The organism is Micromonospora sp. PLK6-60, from assembly GCF_019890675.1.
Lineage (GTDB): Bacteria > Actinomycetota > Actinomycetes > Mycobacteriales > Micromonosporaceae > Micromonospora.
Window position 1 is genome coordinate 376431 of record NZ_JAIOAA010000001.1, and the last position, 17226, is coordinate 393656.

The 17226-nt window shown below is 70.4% G+C and carries 15 protein-coding genes; 7 read left to right on the forward strand and 8 right to left on the reverse strand.

All coding sequences use genetic code 11. The annotated features are described in order from the left end of the window. The first annotated feature begins 237 nt into the window (after nucleotides 1-237). Entirely contained in the window at nucleotides 238-1758 is a 1521-nt protein-coding gene (locus K7640_RS01455) for an arabinofuranosidase catalytic domain-containing protein (protein ID WP_222952806.1), read from the forward strand. 287 nt (nucleotides 1759-2045) lie between these two features. On the opposite strand, the gene K7640_RS01460 is transcribed toward K7640_RS01455, so the two are convergent. Together K7640_RS01460 and K7640_RS01465 are read right to left on the reverse strand one after the other, a co-directional pair. After that, nucleotides 2046-6344 (reverse strand): CHAT domain-containing protein, encoded by a 4299-nt coding sequence (locus K7640_RS01460; protein WP_222952807.1) that lies wholly within the window; start codon nucleotides 6342-6344, stop codon nucleotides 2046-2048. Nucleotides 6345-6352: 8 nt separating this feature from the next. Further along, nucleotides 6353-6733 (reverse strand): CU044_2847 family protein, encoded by a 381-nt coding sequence (locus K7640_RS01465; protein WP_222952808.1) that lies wholly within the window; start codon nucleotides 6731-6733, stop codon nucleotides 6353-6355. A 237-nt stretch (nucleotides 6734-6970) separates the two neighbouring features. Between K7640_RS01465 and K7640_RS01470 the strand changes: the two genes are divergently transcribed. The 5 genes from K7640_RS01470 (at nucleotide 6971) to aroF (ending at nucleotide 11459) form a co-directional block, all read left to right on the forward strand. Next, on the forward strand, nucleotides 6971-7522 hold the full coding sequence (locus K7640_RS01470) for a hypothetical protein (RefSeq protein ID WP_222952809.1): 552 nt from the start codon (nucleotides 6971-6973) through the stop codon (nucleotides 7520-7522). 130 nt (nucleotides 7523-7652) lie between these two features. Continuing rightward, complete coding sequence (locus K7640_RS01475; RefSeq protein WP_222952810.1) at nucleotides 7653-8465, forward strand: phytanoyl-CoA dioxygenase family protein; 813 nt, start codon at nucleotides 7653-7655, stop codon at nucleotides 8463-8465. Between the two features lie 47 nt (nucleotides 8466-8512). Then, nucleotides 8513-9337 (forward strand): TrmH family RNA methyltransferase, encoded by an 825-nt coding sequence (locus K7640_RS01480; RefSeq protein WP_374198042.1) that lies wholly within the window; start codon nucleotides 8513-8515, stop codon nucleotides 9335-9337. 203 nt (nucleotides 9338-9540) lie between these two features. Continuing rightward, entirely contained in the window at nucleotides 9541-10620 is a 1080-nt protein-coding gene (locus K7640_RS01485; protein WP_308042395.1) for a LuxR C-terminal-related transcriptional regulator, read from the forward strand. A gap of 74 nt (nucleotides 10621-10694) precedes the next feature. Next, nucleotides 10695-11459 carry a 3-deoxy-7-phosphoheptulonate synthase gene (aroF, locus tag K7640_RS01490; protein WP_222952812.1) on the forward strand — a complete coding sequence of 255 codons (765 nt, stop codon included), beginning with the start codon at nucleotides 10695-10697 and terminating at the stop codon, nucleotides 11457-11459. Nucleotides 11460-11745: 286 nt separating this feature from the next. On the opposite strand, the gene K7640_RS01495 is transcribed toward aroF, so the two are convergent. From K7640_RS01495 to K7640_RS01520, 6 genes are all read right to left on the reverse strand, one after another. Beyond that, nucleotides 11746-13026 (reverse strand): MFS transporter, encoded by a 1281-nt coding sequence (locus K7640_RS01495; protein WP_222952813.1) that lies wholly within the window; start codon nucleotides 13024-13026, stop codon nucleotides 11746-11748. Next, complete coding sequence (locus K7640_RS01500) at nucleotides 13023-14267, reverse strand: acetyl-CoA carboxylase biotin carboxylase subunit family protein (protein ID WP_222952814.1); 1245 nt, start codon at nucleotides 14265-14267, stop codon at nucleotides 13023-13025. The genes K7640_RS01495 and K7640_RS01500 overlap by 4 nt, the downstream gene beginning before the upstream one ends. Continuing rightward, complete coding sequence (locus K7640_RS01505) at nucleotides 14264-15481, reverse strand: aminoacyl--tRNA ligase-related protein (protein ID WP_222952815.1); 1218 nt, start codon at nucleotides 15479-15481, stop codon at nucleotides 14264-14266. The genes K7640_RS01500 and K7640_RS01505 overlap by 4 nt, the downstream gene beginning before the upstream one ends. A gap of 2 nt (nucleotides 15482-15483) precedes the next feature. Then, entirely contained in the window at nucleotides 15484-15741 is a 258-nt protein-coding gene (locus K7640_RS01510) for a phosphopantetheine-binding protein (protein ID WP_222952816.1), read from the reverse strand. A gap of 14 nt (nucleotides 15742-15755) precedes the next feature. Further along, nucleotides 15756-16529, reverse strand: a complete 774-nt coding sequence (locus K7640_RS01515; RefSeq protein ID WP_222952817.1) for a thioesterase domain-containing protein — start codon at nucleotides 16527-16529, stop codon at nucleotides 15756-15758. 173 nt (nucleotides 16530-16702) lie between these two features. Beyond that, entirely contained in the window at nucleotides 16703-16993 is a 291-nt protein-coding gene (locus K7640_RS01520) for a hypothetical protein (RefSeq protein WP_222952818.1), read from the reverse strand. A 32-nt stretch (nucleotides 16994-17025) separates the two neighbouring features. On the opposite strand from K7640_RS01520, the gene K7640_RS01525 reads away from it, so the two are divergent. After that, nucleotides 17026-17166: a hypothetical protein gene (locus K7640_RS01525; protein ID WP_222952819.1), complete on the forward strand. Its 141-nt coding sequence runs from the start codon at nucleotides 17026-17028 to the stop codon at nucleotides 17164-17166. Nucleotides 17167-17226 lie beyond the last annotated feature (60 nt).

Consider the following 17226-nt stretch of genomic DNA (forward strand, 5'->3'; position numbering starts at 1 on the left):
GACATCAGCACTGTGCTCTAATGAAGCCAGTCGATGTTTGCGCTAACACTTTCCGGAGTGTGCCACCACCGCCGACACCTCCAGCGTCGTCGCGCGTCCGGGCCCCACGACGGCCACGGCACCCCGCGGCAGACCCACGCCGCGCATGTCAGCGCTGCCATCGACCGCCATTCACCACCCGTGAGGCTCCGCGCCGCCACCGACGGTCCCGGAGCCCGGCGCACCAGAGGAGCCGTCATGACCAACCCCCGTCCCCGATCCGTTCGACCCCGCCGAACACGTCTGCTGTTCGCAGCCCTGGCCCTCGTCCTGGCCGCCGGCGGCACCGCCCTGGTCACACAGGCGCGGGTGGCCGTCGCCGCCCCCGGGCCGGGTTCCATCGTGGGCGCGCAGTCCGGCCGCTGCGTCGACGTGCCGAACGGCAGCACCACCAACGGCACCCAGGTCCAGCTGTACGACTGCACGGGCGCCGCCGCGCAGACCTGGACGTACACGTCGGCGAGGCAGTTCACGGTGTACGGCAACAAGTGCCTGGACGCCAACGGCCAAGGCACCAGCCCGGGCACCGCGGTGATCATCTGGGACTGCAACGGCCAGGCCAACCAGCAGTGGACCGTCAACACCAGCGGCACCATCGTCGGTCAGCAGTCCGGGCTGTGCCTGGACGCCAACGGCGCCGGCACCGCCAACGGCACCAAGCTGATCCTGTGGACCTGCAACGGTCAGGCCAACCAGCGGTGGAACACGTCGACGACGCCGACGTCCCCGCCGACCACCTCACCGCCCCCGGCGGGCGGGCGGCCGTGCGACATCTACGCCGCCGGCGGCACGCCGTGCGTGGCGGCGCACAGCACCACCCGCGCGCTGTTCGCGACGTACGGCGGCAACCTCTACCAGGTGCGCCGCTCCTCGGACAACGGCACCCGGAACATCGGGGTGCTGAGCGCGGGCGGCTACGCCGACGCCGCCGGCCAGGATGCGTTCTGCGCCGGCACGACCTGTGTCATCACGGTGGTCTACGACCAGTCGGGGCGCGGCAACGACCTGTGGTACCAGGGGTCCGCGCAGGTCCCCGGCTCCACCTCCAGCCGACCGGCGGTCGCGACCAGTGAGTCGTTGACGGTCAGCGGCGCCAAGGCCTACTCGCTGTACATCAACCCTGGCAACAGTTACTGGCGGGACGGCCACCTGACCGGCGTCCCCACCGGCGCGGCGCCCGAGGGGATGTACATGGTGACCAGCGGCACCCACGTCAACAGCGGCTGCTGCTTCGACTACGGCAACAGCGAGACCACCCGCAGCGCCGACGCCGCCGGGGCGATGGACGCGATCAACTTCAGCACCAGCTGCTGGTTCGGCGGCTGCTCGGGCAGCGGCCCGTGGGTGCAGGCCGACCTGGAGTGGGGCCTGTTCCCCGGCGGCAGTCAGTCCTGGAACCCGAACCAGCGGGCGTTCACCAGCAAGTTCGTCACGGCCACGCTGAAGAACAACGGCACCTCGCGGTTCGCCATCAAGGGCAGCAACGCACAGTCCGGCAACCTCTACACCCTGTACGACGGGACGCTGCCGCCCGGCTACAGCCCGATGAAGAAGCAGGGCGCGATCATCCTGGGCAGTGGTGGCGACTGCTGCAAGCCCGGCGGTGGCGCCAACCTCAGCGCCGGCACCTTCTATGAGGGCGCCATGGTGGCGGGCTACCCGTCCGACGCGACCGAGAACGCCGTCCAGGCCAACGTGGTGGCCGCCGGCTACCGCTGACCAGCACACCACGTGGGCGGCAACTCCCGCTGTTAGCGTTATCAACCGTTGCCGGGAGCTGGCTGCCACAGTAGGACTGCCCACCATGGCCAGCAGCCCGCCCAGCGGTCGGTGGCCGGCGCGCCGCCGGCCACCGAGCGGCAGCCGGTCGGACCTCGCGTCGCCGTGGCGCGGGTCCGACCGGCAACGCGGGGACCGGCGCCAGGAGGCGGCGGTGCGGGTGGGTGTTGATCAGTAACCGCTGCGGCATCCGTGGCTGATGTCCGGGTGCCACGGAGCCTGGCGAGTCACCCGCTGGCCTCGCCGTCGCGGTCGCGTTGGAGCTGCTGCGAGTCGAGGCTGTTCAGCGCACCGGCGAGCTCGGCCTGGAATTCCTCCGGGTTGGCCGCCGCGAGCCGGCGGTACAGGGTGACGGCATCGGTGGTGGCGGCGAGCGCCTCGTCGATCCGGCCACATTCCGCGAGGGCGTCGCCGAGCTTGTGCAGGGAGTCGGCGAGTGCGGGTTGGAAGGCCTGAGGGGTGGCGATGGCGTGCCGGCGATAGATGTTCGCGGCTTCGCCGAGGGCGTCGAGGGCCTCTTCGCGCTCATCGCGGTTCCACTGGTTGACGCCGAGATTGTCCAGCGCCTTGGCGAGGTCGGGTTCGTACCCGGGGTTGGCCTCGATGAGTCGGCGGAACAGGTGGACGGCCTCGGAGGCGGCGGCCGTTCCCTCGTCATACTGGCGGACCTGGCAGTGGTGACTGCTGAGGGCGGTCAAGGCGGTGGCGAGAATGGGCCCGATGACCGCGGGGTCGTCGGCGACGATGTCGTGCAGCAGGGTGGTGGCTTCGGTGCCCAGATCGAGGGCGGCCTGGTCATGGCCGAGATCCGACCTGACAATGCCGAGGTTGCTCAGTGCCGCGCCGAGCCGGGGCGCGAACCTCGACGGGTCGGTGGCGGCCAGCCGACGATAGATCTTGACGGTTTCGATGGCCGCGGTGAGGGCTTCCTCGTGCCGGCCGGACATCGCCAGGCGGCCCGTGAGGTTGGCCGTCGCCGCCGCGAGACTCGGGTTGAGGGCATCGGGGTCTCGTGGGGCGAGACGGCGCAGGATCTTCACCGCCTCGGTGTCGGCGGCCAGGGCCTCGTCCAGCCGGCCGAGATCCATCAACCGGTTGCCGAGGTCGATGAGATAGCCGGCCAGCTCGACGAGGTGTTCGCGCTGGTTCTCCGCCGCCAGCACCCGCTTCAGCTCAACCGCCTGCTGGCAGTAGCCGAGCGCCTCCGCGCGGCGCCCCCGGCCGGCGAGGTTTTCCTGTAGCTGGTAGGCGATCTGGGCCACGCCCGATCGCGCGTTCGGGTCGCCGAGGCGGACGGCCTCCCGGGTGTGGTGGTAGGCCTCCCGAAGGTCCGCGATCCTCCCGTCCAGGGATTGGGGCCAGCTCAGTTCCCGCCACCGCCAGTAGGCCCCCGCAGCGTGATGAGCGGTCACCAGTTCCTGCCAGGCGGCGGCAGGATGGCGGCGTTGGATCTCGCTCGCCGTCCACCTGTGCATGAACGCGAGTTTGTCCTCGCCGGTCGCGGTGACCGTGATCAGGCTGGACGCGGCGCACGCACTGAGCAGCTTTTCGAGGTCGAATCGGGTACGTGCCAGGGGCTTCGGCCGGAAGGCCAGGTACGGTGCGAGCCTGGCTCGGACGGGTTCGCTGAGCCGCGCCGGATCCAGATCACGGGCCGAGAATCCGGCCTCACGCGCGATCCGGTCGATCTCGCGGAAGTTGTGGAACCATTCCTCGGCATCCCCGGCCGACCTGCCCGGCTCGCCGATCTGGTACAGCAGGGCGTTCTTGTCGACCGGCACGCGGTAGACGCTGGCGCCGAGCAGGAGCCGGTGCGCTCCCGGAATGTGCGACAGCCCGGCGAGCAGGTCGTCCAGGAGGACGTCGTCGGCGGCGAGCGCCGCCGCCTCGGCCAGCGCCGCGTCCAGTGACTCGTGCTCGGTCAGGTACTGGTCGATGTCGTCGTCGGGCCGGCCGAGTCGGTGCAGGCGATCCGTCACGGTGTCCACCAGGCGGAGCAGCACGTCGGTGAAGCGCGCCTGTCCCTTCGCCAGCAGCGCGTCGACGTACTCCAGGCAGCGTGGATGCCCCCCGATGGCCCGCCAGAGCTGCGCGATCCCGGCCTCGTCGAGGCGGTCCAGCTGGGGCAACGCCCAGACGAGTTTGAGGGTCTCCGCGTACGACAGCGGGCCGAGCGCGTGGAACCGCAACGCCCGCTCGGCCCGGTGGGGCAGGACGAAGCGGTACCGGGTGGTGAACAGGAGCCGTCCCTGGCCCGGGGCGGCCGCGAACTCGGCGAGCAGGGCGGCGAGTTCGGCGTCGGCCAGCGGGCGCGCCGCGTCCGTCGTGTCGATGGCGAGGTTGTCCTCGAAGTTGTCGATCAGGACGACGGTGGGCGCCAGCGGAAGAACCTGGTCACGCAGCACCGCGAACCGTTGCCGCCAGGTCAGGTCACCGTCACCGGCCCGGGCCAGGGCACGGAGTACGGCGTCGCCGGCCCACGGCGGCCGGTGCCCGAGCCGGCCGGCGTACGCGTCGACCAGGGCATCCAGGAACTGCTCGGCGCTGGTCTGCCGGGCCACGATCGCGACCACCAGGGTCGGGTCGGCGTCGGTCAGCCGGGCGACGAGTTCGTCGGCGAGGGTCGTCTTGCCCACCCCGCCGAGGCCGTGCAGCACCAGGCCGGCCACGCCCGGTGAGCGCAGCTCATCGGGGTAGCGGCGCTGCTCCCAGCGGCGGCCGACCACCTCTCCGGTCTCCCGCCGGAGAACGCCGGCTCTCGGCTCGGGCGGCGACGAGTCGAGCTGCGGGCTGCTGGGGTCGAGCAGCGGCACGGATCCGGAGCCGGCCGACAGGCTGAGGACGGCCCATTCGTCCCACTCGGCCAGCCGGTGGTCCCGGTCGTCGAGGCGCGCCAGCTCGCGCTGCACCACGGTGCGTGCTTCGGTGACGGCGGCGACCACGTCGGCGTCGGGGGTGGCGGCCAGCAGGTCGTAGATCCGGGCGAACGCGCGGGTGGCGTAGCTGTCGGTGATCGCGGTCTGGGTGGCGATCACCGCGGCGGCCCCGCTGGCCAGCAGGCGTGCCGCGAACGACGGATCACCGGTCGCGGTGGCCGCGTCGGTGTGGCAGGCGGCCAGGGCGACCACCGGTGGCATCCGCCCCGGTGGGATCGCCTCGTCCACGAACTGCCGGGCGGTCAGCGGTCGGGCCTCGCCCTTGTCGTTCTCGAACACGAACGAGCCTGGTCCGCCGTGTCCGGACAGGTGCAGTACGTGCGCCGGCCGCTGGCGTAACGCCTCCCGGATCGCGGACGTGGTGGCGAAGTGCACGATGCGCACCTCGGCCCGGCCGGCCCGGGCGCCACGCACCGCCTTGAGGACGTTGCGCAGTTCCCGTTCGTGGTCGAGCAGTCCCTCGTGGCCGTGCAGCGGTGACGAGATCGCCACCAGGATCCGCAGCGGCCCCGCGGATGGCGGCACGGTGGCCGCTTCGGTCCGCCGGTACAGCCGGACGAGTGCGTCGAGCGCGACGGGCTGGTCCTCGTCGGGCAGCCACAGGGTCTCCCAGGGCAGGTGGCCCAGCTCGCCGGCGGCCCGGATGCCCAAGCGCAGCGGAACCCGCCGGGACCGGGCTGCCGCGAGCGCCGCCGCGAGTTCGGTGGTGATGGCTCCGGGGAGGAAGGTCGCGGCCAGCAGCCGGCCGACGTGCTCCGTGTCGGAGGTCTCCGCCTCGTCGGGCGCCGGTGCGGGTCGACGCACCCCGGCCAGGTCGGTACGGTTCCGGCTCCACCGCTGCACCGCCGTACGCAGCAGGGGGCTCTCCCCCGGATGGGCGGCGGACCGGGTGACCCCGGCGCCGGTGAGCCGTACCTGGTCCTTCTCGACGTCCAGGGTCAGGTCGATGACGTCGCCGGCCCACGCGCTGCGCCGCACCGACGGCGCCGCCAGCCCGGACAGCAGCGGCAGCAGGTTCTCGATCCGAGCCAACCAGACCGAGTCCCTGGCCCAGCCGTCGGCGGAGTTGTACCGGGCGGAGACGACACCGACCACGACGCCGTCGCCCTGACGCCGCACCGGAGCGCCACTCATGCCGCGCAGCACCGACGGGGACTGCAACCGGCCGAGCGGAATCTGGTCGTCGCGGGTGGTGCCGCCTTCCATCGTGCCGCTGGCGTCGAGGAACCGGTGCGTGTGCGCCGGGTCGTCCAGTTCGACGACGCCGGTGACGATCACCGGCGACCGTTGCGGTTCGCTGTCGGTGGGCGCCAGCGCCTGCACCGACTCGGGAAACTCACCCTCGATCCGCACCACGGCCAGGTCGTGCAGCGGATCGATGCGCACCGTCCGGCCCGGTACCGCCGCGCCGCCCGCCAGCGGATCGACCCATACCGGCTGGCCTTCCTCGCCGGAGCGCACCGAATCGAGGACGTGCCAGGCGGTTACCAGGATGCCGGGCGCGATCTGGAAGCAGGTGCCGGCGGGCTCCCCCCGTGCGCCGGACAGAATGCGGCCGAGGAAGCCGGGCACCCGCGGGTCGGCGCTCACCGCCGGCCTCAGTCGTGCGCCGCGGCCTGGTCGCGGTTGGTCGGGGTGGGCTCGGGCTGTCGGCCCGCTCCGACGGCGTAGGTCAGCCGTACGGTCAGGGTCGCCTCGCCCGAGCCACCCGCCACGATGACGTTGCCCTGCACGGAGAACTTGATTCCGAACTCGACCTCGATGCCCTCCGGGCAGGCCGCCCGGCGGGTCAGTTCGTTCGCCGTTTCCACGGTGGAGATGGCCACGGCCACGATGGCCTCCCGGGCCCGGTCGAAGGCGTCGACGACGCGCTCGCGTGCGACGTCGACGCGGGAGGTCGGCTCGGAACCGGCGACCTGGACCACCTCGACGAGGAGTTCCCTGCCGCCCACCCGCATCGGTACCGCTGCGACCGCCACTGACGCCCCTTCCGCATCCGGCCTTCCGATCCTGTGGTGGTCGGTCGGCCACGTCCGGTAACTGTAGTGGGTTGGTCGATGCGTGCGCAGCCGTCGTCGATCCACCCATCCGGGAGGTCCGGGTAGGAACCGCACAAACGCGGCTGCCGGCCGCACAGCGTGCAGATGGGCGCAGCCGAGCCCACTGAGACACCGCGCCCGGTGCGTACGCCGCGCGGCAGGGGGTACCCGCCGGGCATGGCGCGTTACACGAAGCCCGAGCTGCGGGAACAGCTGAAGGAAGAGATCAGGGCGTCCGACCGGGGCGGCCGGCCCGGACAGTGGTCGGCGCGCAAGTCCCAGCTGCTCACCAAGGAGTACCAGAAGCGCGGCGGCGGCTACCAGGGCCCGAAGGACGAGCGCCAGCAGTCGCTGCAGCACTGGGGCGAGCAGAAGTGGCAGACCCGCAAGGGCACCTCGCGGGCCCGCCACGACGGCGAGACCGACCGCTACCTGCCCGAACAGGCGTGGAAGGAACTCTCCCCCGAGCAGCAACGCGCCACCGACGCGCGCAAGCGCAAGGAGTCGCGGTCCGGTCGGCAGTACGTCCCCAACACCGGGCCGGCCAGCCGCGCGCGCCGCGACGCCGCAGCGGCCGTGTCACTCACCGAACTGCCGGTCGCCGACGCTGCCCGGCACGTCCGCGACCTGGACACCGCTCAACTGAAGGCAGCCCTGCGCGCCGAGCGCAACGGGAAGGGCCGGAAGACGCTGATCCAACGACTCCAGGCGGAGCTCGACCGCCGCTGAACCGGCCCTGGCCGGGTGTTCCGGATCCCACGTCGATCCCGGTCGTGCACCGGATCTGTGCGGCACACCCGACAGCAGCGGCGCGGAATGTGTCGGGTGATCGGGGGCGGTGTCGCCGCACGATGGGGACATGGATGACACGACCCTGGTATCCCGCTTTCTTCGCGCCGGCTTCGTGAAGGTGGCGGGCGCCGTCGCGCCGCGGGTGGCCGCGGACTGCGCGCGGCTGCTGTGGCGGGAGACGGGCTTTGACCCGGACGACCCGGCGACGTGGACGAAGCCGGTGCACTGGGTGGCCGGCATGGCGCAGGGGCCGTTCGCGGCCGCACCCAACTCCCCGTTCCTGCACCACGCGTACGACCTGCTCGTCGGCGCGGGACGCTGGGAGCCGCGCTACTCACTCGGCACGTTCCCGTTGCGTTTCCCGCACCGGGAGGAGCCGGACGACGCGGGCTGGCACATCGAGGGCAGCTATCTGCCGGAGGGGGAAAGCTGGTACTTCACCAATGTGCGCTCCCGTGGCCGGGCGCTGCTGATGTTGTTCCTGTTCAGCGAGGTCGGTGCGGAGGACGCCCCGACCCGGATCCGGGTCGGCTCGCACCTCGACGTGCCGACGGTGCTGGAGAAGTACGGGGAGGACGGGGCGAGCGGACTGGACCTTGCGCCCGAGTTGGTGGCGGCATCCGACCACCGGCCACTCGCCCTCGCCACCGGGTCCCCGGGCGACGTCTTCCTGTGTCATCCGTTCCTGGTGCACGCGGCGCAGCCGCACCATGGGACGCGGCCGCGCTTCATGGCCCAGCCGCCGCTGATGCCGGCCGCGCCGTACGAACTGGAGCGGGCCGACGGTGCGTACTCCCCCGTGGAGATCGCGATCCGTCGTGGCCTCGGCTGGGAAACCGCCGCCGTGGATGGTGCAGGCACGTCCTACAGCGCCGGGTAGCCGCAGGCGAGGCAGGGATGGGTGAGGCGCGAGGGAGGCGTGGACAGGTGGGCCCGCGGGTGAGTGGCCGCGATGCGCGGTTCCAGCAGTGGGAGGCTCTGCTGCGCAATCGGCGCAGGCGGCAGCGCCGCGGCGAGTTCCTCGTGCAGGGAGTACGCCCGATCGCCATGGCCGTCGCACACGGCTGGCGGATTCGAGAGCTGCTCTACGACGCCGACGTCCAGCTGTCCGGCTGGGCGCGCGAGGTCCTGGACACGGTCCGGGCCGAGACGGTCGCCGTCTCCGGTGAACTGATGCACGAGTTGGGCGGTAAGGCGGACACGGTTCCGGAGCTGTTGGCGGTGGTCGCGCTGCCGGAGGACGACCTGTGCCGCATCCCGGCCGGTCCGACCATGCTCACCGTCGTGTTCGATCGGCCCACCAGCCCCGGCAACATCGGGACCCTTGTGCGGTCCGCAGACGCCTTCGGTGCCTCCGGCGTGATCATCACCGGCCACGCCGCCGATGCGTACGACCCGAAGGCGGTACGGGCGAGCACCGGCTCGCTGTTCGCGCTGCCGGTGGTCCGGGCGCCCTCCCACCAGGCCGTACTGGCCTGGGTCGCCGGCGTCCGCGCCAACGGCGTCGGCCTCGGCATCGTGGGAGCCGATGAGCACGGCGCGCTGGACGCCGCCGAGTACGACTTCACGCGACCCACGCTGACCGTGATCGGCAATGAGACCACCGGTCTGAGCGTCGGTTGGCGTGCGGCCTGCGACCAGCTTGTCCGGGTCCCGATGTGCGGGGCCGCCAGTTCCCTGAACGCGGCGGCCGCCGGGACCGTCGTGCTCTACGAATCGGCACGTCAGCGCGGCGCTGCCGCCCGGCGGTAGCGCACGGGCGAGGCCGCCCGAGCCGATCGGCCTGTGTGCCGCATATCTGCGGGTCGGCGAGCTCGTGGTCGAGGCAGCGGCGGCGGGTCTGAGTTCGGGGGCATTCATAGCCGCTGCCGTTCGTCGTCATGGCCTCGCCCCGGTGCTGACCGGAGGTTGCCGGCACACCCTCCAGACCGTCCTAGGACTCTGGCTGCGCGCTTGTGGGGAAGTTGCTTGCCAGTGCTGAGTCCACATGGGACTATCTCGCTCAGCACATCGACCTGGCCCGGTTGGGCCATCACGGGGAGGGCGATTTCGTGCTGCTCGCCTTAGGCTTGGATTCCGTAGCGGAGAGCGTCTACCGGCAGATGCTGGCCCACCCCGATTGGGGGGTGGCGGAGCTCAGCGCCCAGCTCGGTGTCACCGAGACGCGACTTCGATCCGCCCTGGACGTCCTGTTCGAGATGTCGTTGGTCCGCAACTCGATGGATCGACCTGGCGGTCTGCACGTCGTCAGCCCGGACGTGGGGCTGCGGGCCGCGCTTGCCCAGCAGCAGGCCGAGCTGGCTCGCCGTCAACAGCAGGTCGCGCAGAGTCAGGCAGAGATCAGTCAGCTGATCGATCAGCTCGGAAGAACTCAGCGGGATGCCTCGGCCCCGGCCGCCCTTCATCTGAGCGGTATAGATGCGGTTCAGGACAAGCTGGCTCAGCTGGCTCGCGAGACCGAGTGCGAGATCCTCACCTTCATGCCTGGCGGCGCCCAGTCGGCGGAGGCGCTGCGGCACGCACGCCGCAACGACACCGAGCTTCTCGACCGGGGCGTCCGTATTCGTACCGTGGGGCTGGACAGCATCCGCAACGACCCGCAGACACTCGCGCACGCGCGTTTCCTCACCGACGGCGGCGCGGAGTTCCGGACCTCGCCCATCCTTCCGCCTCGCATGATCCTGGTGGACCGGCGGGCCGTACTGGTGCCGATGGACCCGGCCGACACGCGTAAGGGCGCCCTCTACCTGACCGGTAGTGGGTTCGTCGCCTCGATGCAGGCGCTCTTCACCCAGGTCTGGGAGATAGCGACGCCGCTGGGCGCGGCCCGCGAGCCGGAGCGTGAGGGCCTGAACGCCCAGGAGTGTGCGTTGCTCGAACTGCTCGGCCAGGGAATGACGGATGAGGCCGCCGCAGCCCGGCTCGGTGTCTCGCCGCGGACTGCCCGGCGGATGATGGCCGACCTCATGGAACGCCTGCAGGCCCGCAGCCGGTTCGAGGCGGGGCTGAAGGCCGCCCAGCGCGGCTGGCTGTGACTCGGCAATTCACCGATCGGAGACAAGGCATGGGAACCTCGCCGGAGAACGCCCCACCGATGGTCACCCGCCGGGTGGCCATCGGTGACGCCGTGTTCGGCGGCGACCGCCGGCCCATCATCTCGGGTCCCTGCTCGGTGGAGCCGGACTACGTCAGGCATGCGGAGGCGGCGGCAGCGGCGGGAGCCGACGTGCTCCGCGGCTGCGTGTTCAAGCCACGGTCGGGGCCGGATCGGTTCCAGGGCATGGGTGCTGAGGGCATTCCGCTGCTCGGGCAGGCGCGCGCCCGTACCGGGCTGCCCATCATCGCGGAGCCGCTCGACGGTGACGACGTCCGGCTGCTACGCGATCACGTGGACGGTTTCCTCATCGGTGCCAGGTCGATGCGGAACAGCCGACTGCTGGAGAGCGTTGGCCGTACCGGCATGCCGATCATCCTCAAGCGGTCGTTCGCCGCCACCTACGCCGAGTGGCTGGGGGCGGCCGACTACATTCGCGCCACGGGCAACGACGACGTCATTCTCTGTGAGCGGGGAATCCGCACCTTCGTCACGGAAACCCGCAACACCCTGGACGTCGCGGCAGTGCCGGTGCTGGCCAGTCGCACCGACCTACCGGTGATCATCGACCCCAGCCACGCGGCGGGGCGCCGGGAGTGGGTGCTTCCGCTCGCACTCGCCGGTGCGGCGGTCGGTGCCGCCGGCATCATCGTGGAGAGCCACCCGGTGCCGGAGCAGTCCTGGACCGACAGCTGCCAGGCATTGAGTACGCCGGAGCTCCGCGACCTGATCGAGAAGGTGGGGCGGCTGAACAGCTTGAATGAACTGTCGAGCACCTAGGCCCTGTCCTGTCGATCATGTCGGTGCGAGGCGCGGTCCAGGCGGCGGTCCGGCAAGGCGGCGGTTCGTCCGGATACCGGTGTTGTATCCGGACGAACCGACAACGCCGCCGGTCGCCGTCTGGGCCCGCCGCAGCCCGGCAATGATCGGCAGGACAGGGCCTAGTCCCGCGACGAACGGCCCCGGCGCGACAGCATCACGGTGCCGCGAGGATGAGGTCGGACGCCGACCGCGAAGGGTTTCGCGGGTCGGCGTCCGCCCGGCCACTTCCGGTGGAATCGATCGCTCAGGTCGACAGGGCGGGCTCGGCCACCCGGGCGGGCTCGGCCGAATGGCCGGACCCGGCTTTGCGGGTGGGGTCTGCCAACGGCGGGGTGTCGTGCTGGCGGAGCAGCAGGAAGGGGATGCTGCAGAACACCGTTCCCAGGCCGGCGTAGACGAATCCCCACCGCAGCGCGTAGTCGCCGATGTAGCCCCAGCTTATGTAGGCGATCGGCATGACCCCGATCGCCGCCATGTAGACGACGGAGAAGACCCGGCCGAGGAACTGCTGGTTGACCTCTTTCTGGATGTAGGCGAAGAACAGGGTGTTGAACCCGCCGACGAAGAAGCCCTGGGCGGCCGAGAGCAGCAGCAGCCCGGCGACGGCCGGCACGACGGGGATGAGCGCCAGCGACATGCCACCGGCGGCGATGAGTGCCGCGAGCAGCCGGTTGGTCGGGACGATGTCGTGCAGGAACAGCAGGAGGAGGGTGATCGCGATGCCGCCGACCGCCTCAGCGGTGAGCGCTCGTCCGTAGATTCCGCTCGACCCGTGCAGCACCTCGGTGACATACAGCGGCAGCAGGATGTTGAAGGAGATCAGGAAGAAGTTGACCGCGGCGCAGAGGATCACCATGTTCCGGATCAGCGGCCGGCTGTTGAGGTAGCGGAAGCCGGAGCGCAGGTCGGTCAGCACGCCGGCGACGTTCTTGCCGTCCGCGACGTGCCGGTAGCGGATCGCCGCCGCCGCGAGGGCCGACAGCCAGAACGACGCGCCGTTGAGCACCATCGCTCCGGCGACGCCGATGACGGGCATCGCCACGAGGGCGGCGCCCAGCAGCGGGCCCACCGCCTTGGTCGTCTCGGTGAGGTTGTTCGAGACCGAGTTCGCCTTGACCAGGTGTCGTTGCCGGACGAGCTGCGGGACGATGGAACGCGCGGCCGGGCGGTAGAGAGCGGCGCAGGTGCCGAGCGCGAAGCAGGACAGCGCCAGCAGGGGAACGTTGAGGGTGTTGCGGTAGGCCATCACCGCAACGCCGAAGGCCACCGCGCCGCTGATCAGGTCGGTGGCGATGAGGATGGCCTTCTTGTTCCACCTGTCGGAAAGAACGCCGCCGATCGGGCCGATGAAGGCGATCGGTGCCAGGGCCGCTGCCAGCAGGTATCCGGTGAGTACGGCTGATCCGGTTTCGGAGACCACCCACCACGCGAGCACCAGGTCGAACACGACGGTGCCGAGCGCCGAGACGAACCCGCCCGACGCGAGGGCGATGAAACTGCGTTGGTAGAGGCCGCCGGCGGTCACAGCACCACCTCGAGCGCCTCGTCGTAGCTGCGGACGAACTCGCTGATCGGCGGGTCGGTGGGCCCGGGCTGGTAGCGGCCGAGGACCGAGCAGAAGTAGTCGGCGTTGAGGCCGTCCGGGTAGAGGACGCCGCCCGGCTGCTTGTAGCAGACGCAGCGCAGTACCTCTTCCCGGCTCGCCAGTTCGGCCAGGCCGCGGATCTCGCGGATCACCCCGGACCCCCGATGCGGGAGGTTGTACCAGAAGTAGTGGGTCCCCGCCGTCACCGTGGCGGTGGTCGGCGTACCGGCGGCCTGGAACTCGCCGCGGGAGGTCGCCACGGTCGCGTGGTACAGGACGCGGGCGAAGTCGACCCCGTGCGCCTGCTGGAACAGCGGGTAGAAGAGGCCGCCGGCGCCGGGGCGGTTGGTGGTCTCCAGGACGTACGGAACACCGCCGCGCAGCCGGATCTCCGTGTGGGTCGCGCCCGAGCGGATGCCCAGTGCGCGCACCGCGTCGTGCGACAGCCGGATGATGTCGGCCGCGACGGACGGCGGCAGTCCGGGGTTGATGTGGTAGAGCCGGTCGGGATAGTACGGCCCGACCGGGGTTCCCTTGGACATCAACCCGTCGCAGGCCGCCGCGCCGTCGAACCACACGGTGTCGACGGAGTACTCCTCACCGTCGAGGTACTCCTCCACCACTATCCCGGCGTCCGGGCGCTCGCGTCCGATCACCGTCGCGTTGATCATGGAGACGGCCTGGAGGTGTTCCAGGAGTTCCCGTTCGGATTGCACCCGCCGAACCCCGCAGCTGGCGTAGCCGTGGGAGGGTTTGACGATCAACGGGTAGCTGAGGTCGGCGCAGTTGTCCCGGACCTCCTGGGCGGATCGGAACGACCAGCCCCGGGGAGTGGTCACCGCCGCGTCGCGCCAGATCCGTTTCATGGTGGCCTTGTCCCGGGCCCGCAGCGCGATCTCCCGGCTGCCGTCGGCGAGCTTGAGCGCGTCGGCCAGCGCGGCCGTCTCGGTGAGGAACATCTCCTGGGCGGTCAGCACTCCTGCCGGGGTGCCCACGGTACGGCGGACGGCCGCCATCGCCGCCGCGGGATCCTTGCGGATGTCCGCGCGGATGACGTTCGGCCCCGTGGTCCGAACGTCTTTGGTCAACACGTACACCCGGTCCTGCTCGGCCTCCGCGACTCGCGTCATGTCGGCGACGAAGAAGTCGGGCGACTCGACGATCACCAGGGAGCGGTTCATACCTGCTGCTCCATCCGTGCGAGGCCCTGGCGGAGCTGGGCGGGCAGGTCGGGAATGGTGTTCAGGGCGAGGAGGACCCGGTCGAGGCCGAAGGCGAGGCACATCGTGCTGGGCGTCGTGCCGTCGGAGCTGGCGAGCCCGAACGGCTTGGTGAAGTGCTGGCCGTGCTTGTTGACCGATGCCACGGCGATCGGGTCGCCGTCGTCCACCTGCACCAGCATCTCGATCTTGCTGTCGGTGATGAGCTGGGAGAAGAGCTGCTCCTGGGCGTTGTCGTTGAAGAAGATGTCGGTGGCCGTCGCGAGCTGGTACTTGAACCCGAACAGGTCCGCGATGGCCGCCATCACGGCGACGAGTCGCTGGTGGACCGGGGCGAGGTCGGCCTGCCTGCCGAAGAACACCCCCTCCCGCATGGTGAATTCGCGGAGGCGCTCGCGGTTGTTGAGGTTGCCCGACTCGTCCCGGAAGCACGATCCGGCGAGGGTGAGCACCAGGTTGTCGATCGGCCGGTGTTCGACCAGTGGATAGGCGTGCAGGCACAACGCCGGGTTCAGGATGTCGGCGGGGGTGCGCAGGAATTCGTGCAGCCGGCCCCGGTCGTTGTCGGCCCGCCAGTAGGGCAGCAGGCCCTCGAAGTCCTCCATGTCGGTGGTGACCGGTGCCACGAAGCTCAGGTGTTGGCAGCCGGTGTCGAAGTAGCCGGCCCGGTCGACGACCGTGGCGGGCAGCATCGAGGGGACCCGGATCTCCGTGGCACCGTGGGCATGTTCGAGGAAGCGGCGGAGGAAGTCGTCGATGGCGCGCAGCCGGTACGCGCCGGGACCGGTGTAGATGTTGAGGCCCCGCCCGCGCGGCTGCACCTCATTGAGGTCCGCCGAAGGCGTCGGTGCCTCGTCCAGGTCGGCCGCGAGGCGCATGGCGGCGGCGCGCAGCGCGGTCGTGTCCTCGGCGCTCAGGGCCGGGGCGTCGGTGCCGGCGGCCGGGTCGTACACGACGCGGGAGGACAACCGCTCGCTGAGGGCCGTGTACGAGGCGGCGACCCGTTCGATCACGGACGTGACCTTCGCGACCGACAGTGCCTCCGCGGCGTGCAGGCGGACCTCGGTGGCGGTGATGTCCAGCTGCTCGATCTGCGGAAAGTGGAAACGCAGCCGCGTGCGCATGGTGGGCCACAGGTTCTCCTGCAGCGCGATTGGCAGGCTGATGCTGGGCATGTTCAGACCTCCGTCAGGGCGAGTCCGAGCTGACGCTCGATTCCACCGAGCGTCTGCAGGGCACCGATCGTGAATGCTTCGTAGTCGATCTCGTAGTTGAACAGTTCCGTCATGCGAATCGCGATCTGCATGGTGGCCAGGGACTCCAGCCCCAGCTCCGCAAGGTCGACGTCCCGGTACGCGGGATAGTCGGCGACGGCCGCAGCGATCGTCGCCTCGGGCAGCAGGCCCGTGAAGAGTGACTCAATCCAGTGCGACAACGTTTCTCCTCAGGTCACGAGAGATCGGGCGGGAATAGGAAGCTGTCGGTCAGCCAGGTGTCGATAACGGCATGCACCCGGGGGGCGGCGGCGCCGATCAGGCTGAAGTGGTCCAGATCCAGCACGTCTGTGCGGGTGATGCCCGGAGCGAAGCGGCGCCACAGGTCCCGGTGTCGCACCGCGTCGCCGTCGCGGGTGAAGAGGATCGCGGTGGGCCCGTGATACGCCGGCGGCCGGTATCGATCCGCGGCCCGCCCGTTGCGCAGATAGGTGCGGACCATGGCGCTCACGTAGTCGAAGGCGAGACCGGCCGGCAGTATCCGCGCCTCGACGGCTCGCGCGCTCACCATGGCGATCAGTTCGGGCTCCTCCCCGACCGTCGCGGGGTCGAACGGCGGATCGAGGCCGAGGCCGCGGGAGACCAGCGAGAGGGCGACCGAGGTGTTCTCCGGAGCGACCGGGACAGTCGGCGGCGCCGTGTCGATGATGCCGACCAGGGCCACCTCACGACCGGCCATGGTCAGCTGACGAGCGGTTTCCAGGGCCACCAGACCGCCGAGTGAGTAGCCGAAGATCTCACATGGTCCGTCCGGCCGGCGTTCGTTGATCGCCGCCGCGTACCGGCGGGCCGACTCCTCCAGCCGGGTTGGTGCGGTGGTCGTCCGGTTCTCCAGCCCGTACACGTCCCGACGCGTCGCCAGCAGCCGGGTGACCGGCCGGTAGTTGCTGGTGCCTCCGCTGATGCCGTGGGCCCAGAACAGCGGCGGTCGGTTCCCGCTGACCTGCATCTCCACGAGGCAGGAGGCAGTCCTGGAATGTCGTTCGCGTTGCCCCTCGTCGCCTTGGTCGGCCCGACCCCGCGCGGGCACGGCTGAGGAAAGCATCGGAAAGGTTGTGGACACCTGGCTCGCCTTTCAACGAATGTGGCCGGTGCTTGTGGAGACGGATGGGACGGTGCCGGTCAGCTGCCGACCATCCCGGGCTCGGTCGCCGCCACGCTCCATTCCTTCAGTTGAGGTGACATCGCGAGTGCGCGTTCCACCAATTTGGAGGCAAGCGTCCGGGCCGTCATCTGATCCATCTTTACGCTGAAAACGCCGATATCCATCCTGCGCGCGACGGCGCGCACCGAAATGTGTTCGACCCCGTCCTCGGCTCGTGCTGCCGCCCACAGCGTGTCGATGAGGCGTGCCGAACCGCCGTCGAACATCGTTCCGGCGCCACACGTGATCGTTATCAGCGTCAACTGCATGACTGCGCTTAGTCCCAGATGAGACTGTCCGCATGCACGTCAACGTTCGCCTGCTCGGCCGCGGCCGCCGGGCCGCTGTCGAGGGAGACGAGCAATGGCGTGACAGCACCAAGGATGGCGAGGGCGATAGCGATGATGCCGACCCGAATCCGCATGGCCGTGTTCCAATCTGACGAAGGAGGATTCAGCCTGCCGAGGAGGCAAATCCGGTAGCCTGGGTTGGTCCTCAGGTT

Excerpts from the sequence above, each read along its gene's own strand:
- K7640_RS01455 (WP_222952806.1), top strand. The coding sequence starts at position 238 with ATGACCAACCCCCGTCCCCGATCCGTTCGACCCCGCCGAACACGTCTG.
- K7640_RS01470 (WP_222952809.1), top strand. The coding sequence starts at position 6,971 with ATGGCGCGTTACACGAAGCCCGAGCTGCGGGAACAGCTGAAGGAAGAG.
- K7640_RS01475 (WP_222952810.1), top strand. The coding sequence starts at position 7,653 with ATGGATGACACGACCCTGGTATCCCGCTTTCTTCGCGCCGGCTTCGTG.
- K7640_RS01500 (WP_222952814.1), bottom strand. The coding sequence starts at position 14,267 with ATGAACCGCTCCCTGGTGATCGTCGAGTCGCCCGACTTCTTCGTCGCC.
- K7640_RS01505 (WP_222952815.1), bottom strand. The coding sequence starts at position 15,481 with ATGCCCAGCATCAGCCTGCCAATCGCGCTGCAGGAGAACCTGTGGCCC.
- K7640_RS01515 (WP_222952817.1), bottom strand. The coding sequence starts at position 16,529 with ATGCAGGTCAGCGGGAACCGACCGCCGCTGTTCTGGGCCCACGGCATC.
- K7640_RS01520 (WP_222952818.1), bottom strand. The coding sequence starts at position 16,993 with ATGCAGTTGACGCTGATAACGATCACGTGTGGCGCCGGAACGATGTTC.
- K7640_RS01525 (WP_222952819.1), top strand. The coding sequence starts at position 17,026 with ATGCACGTCAACGTTCGCCTGCTCGGCCGCGGCCGCCGGGCCGCTGTC.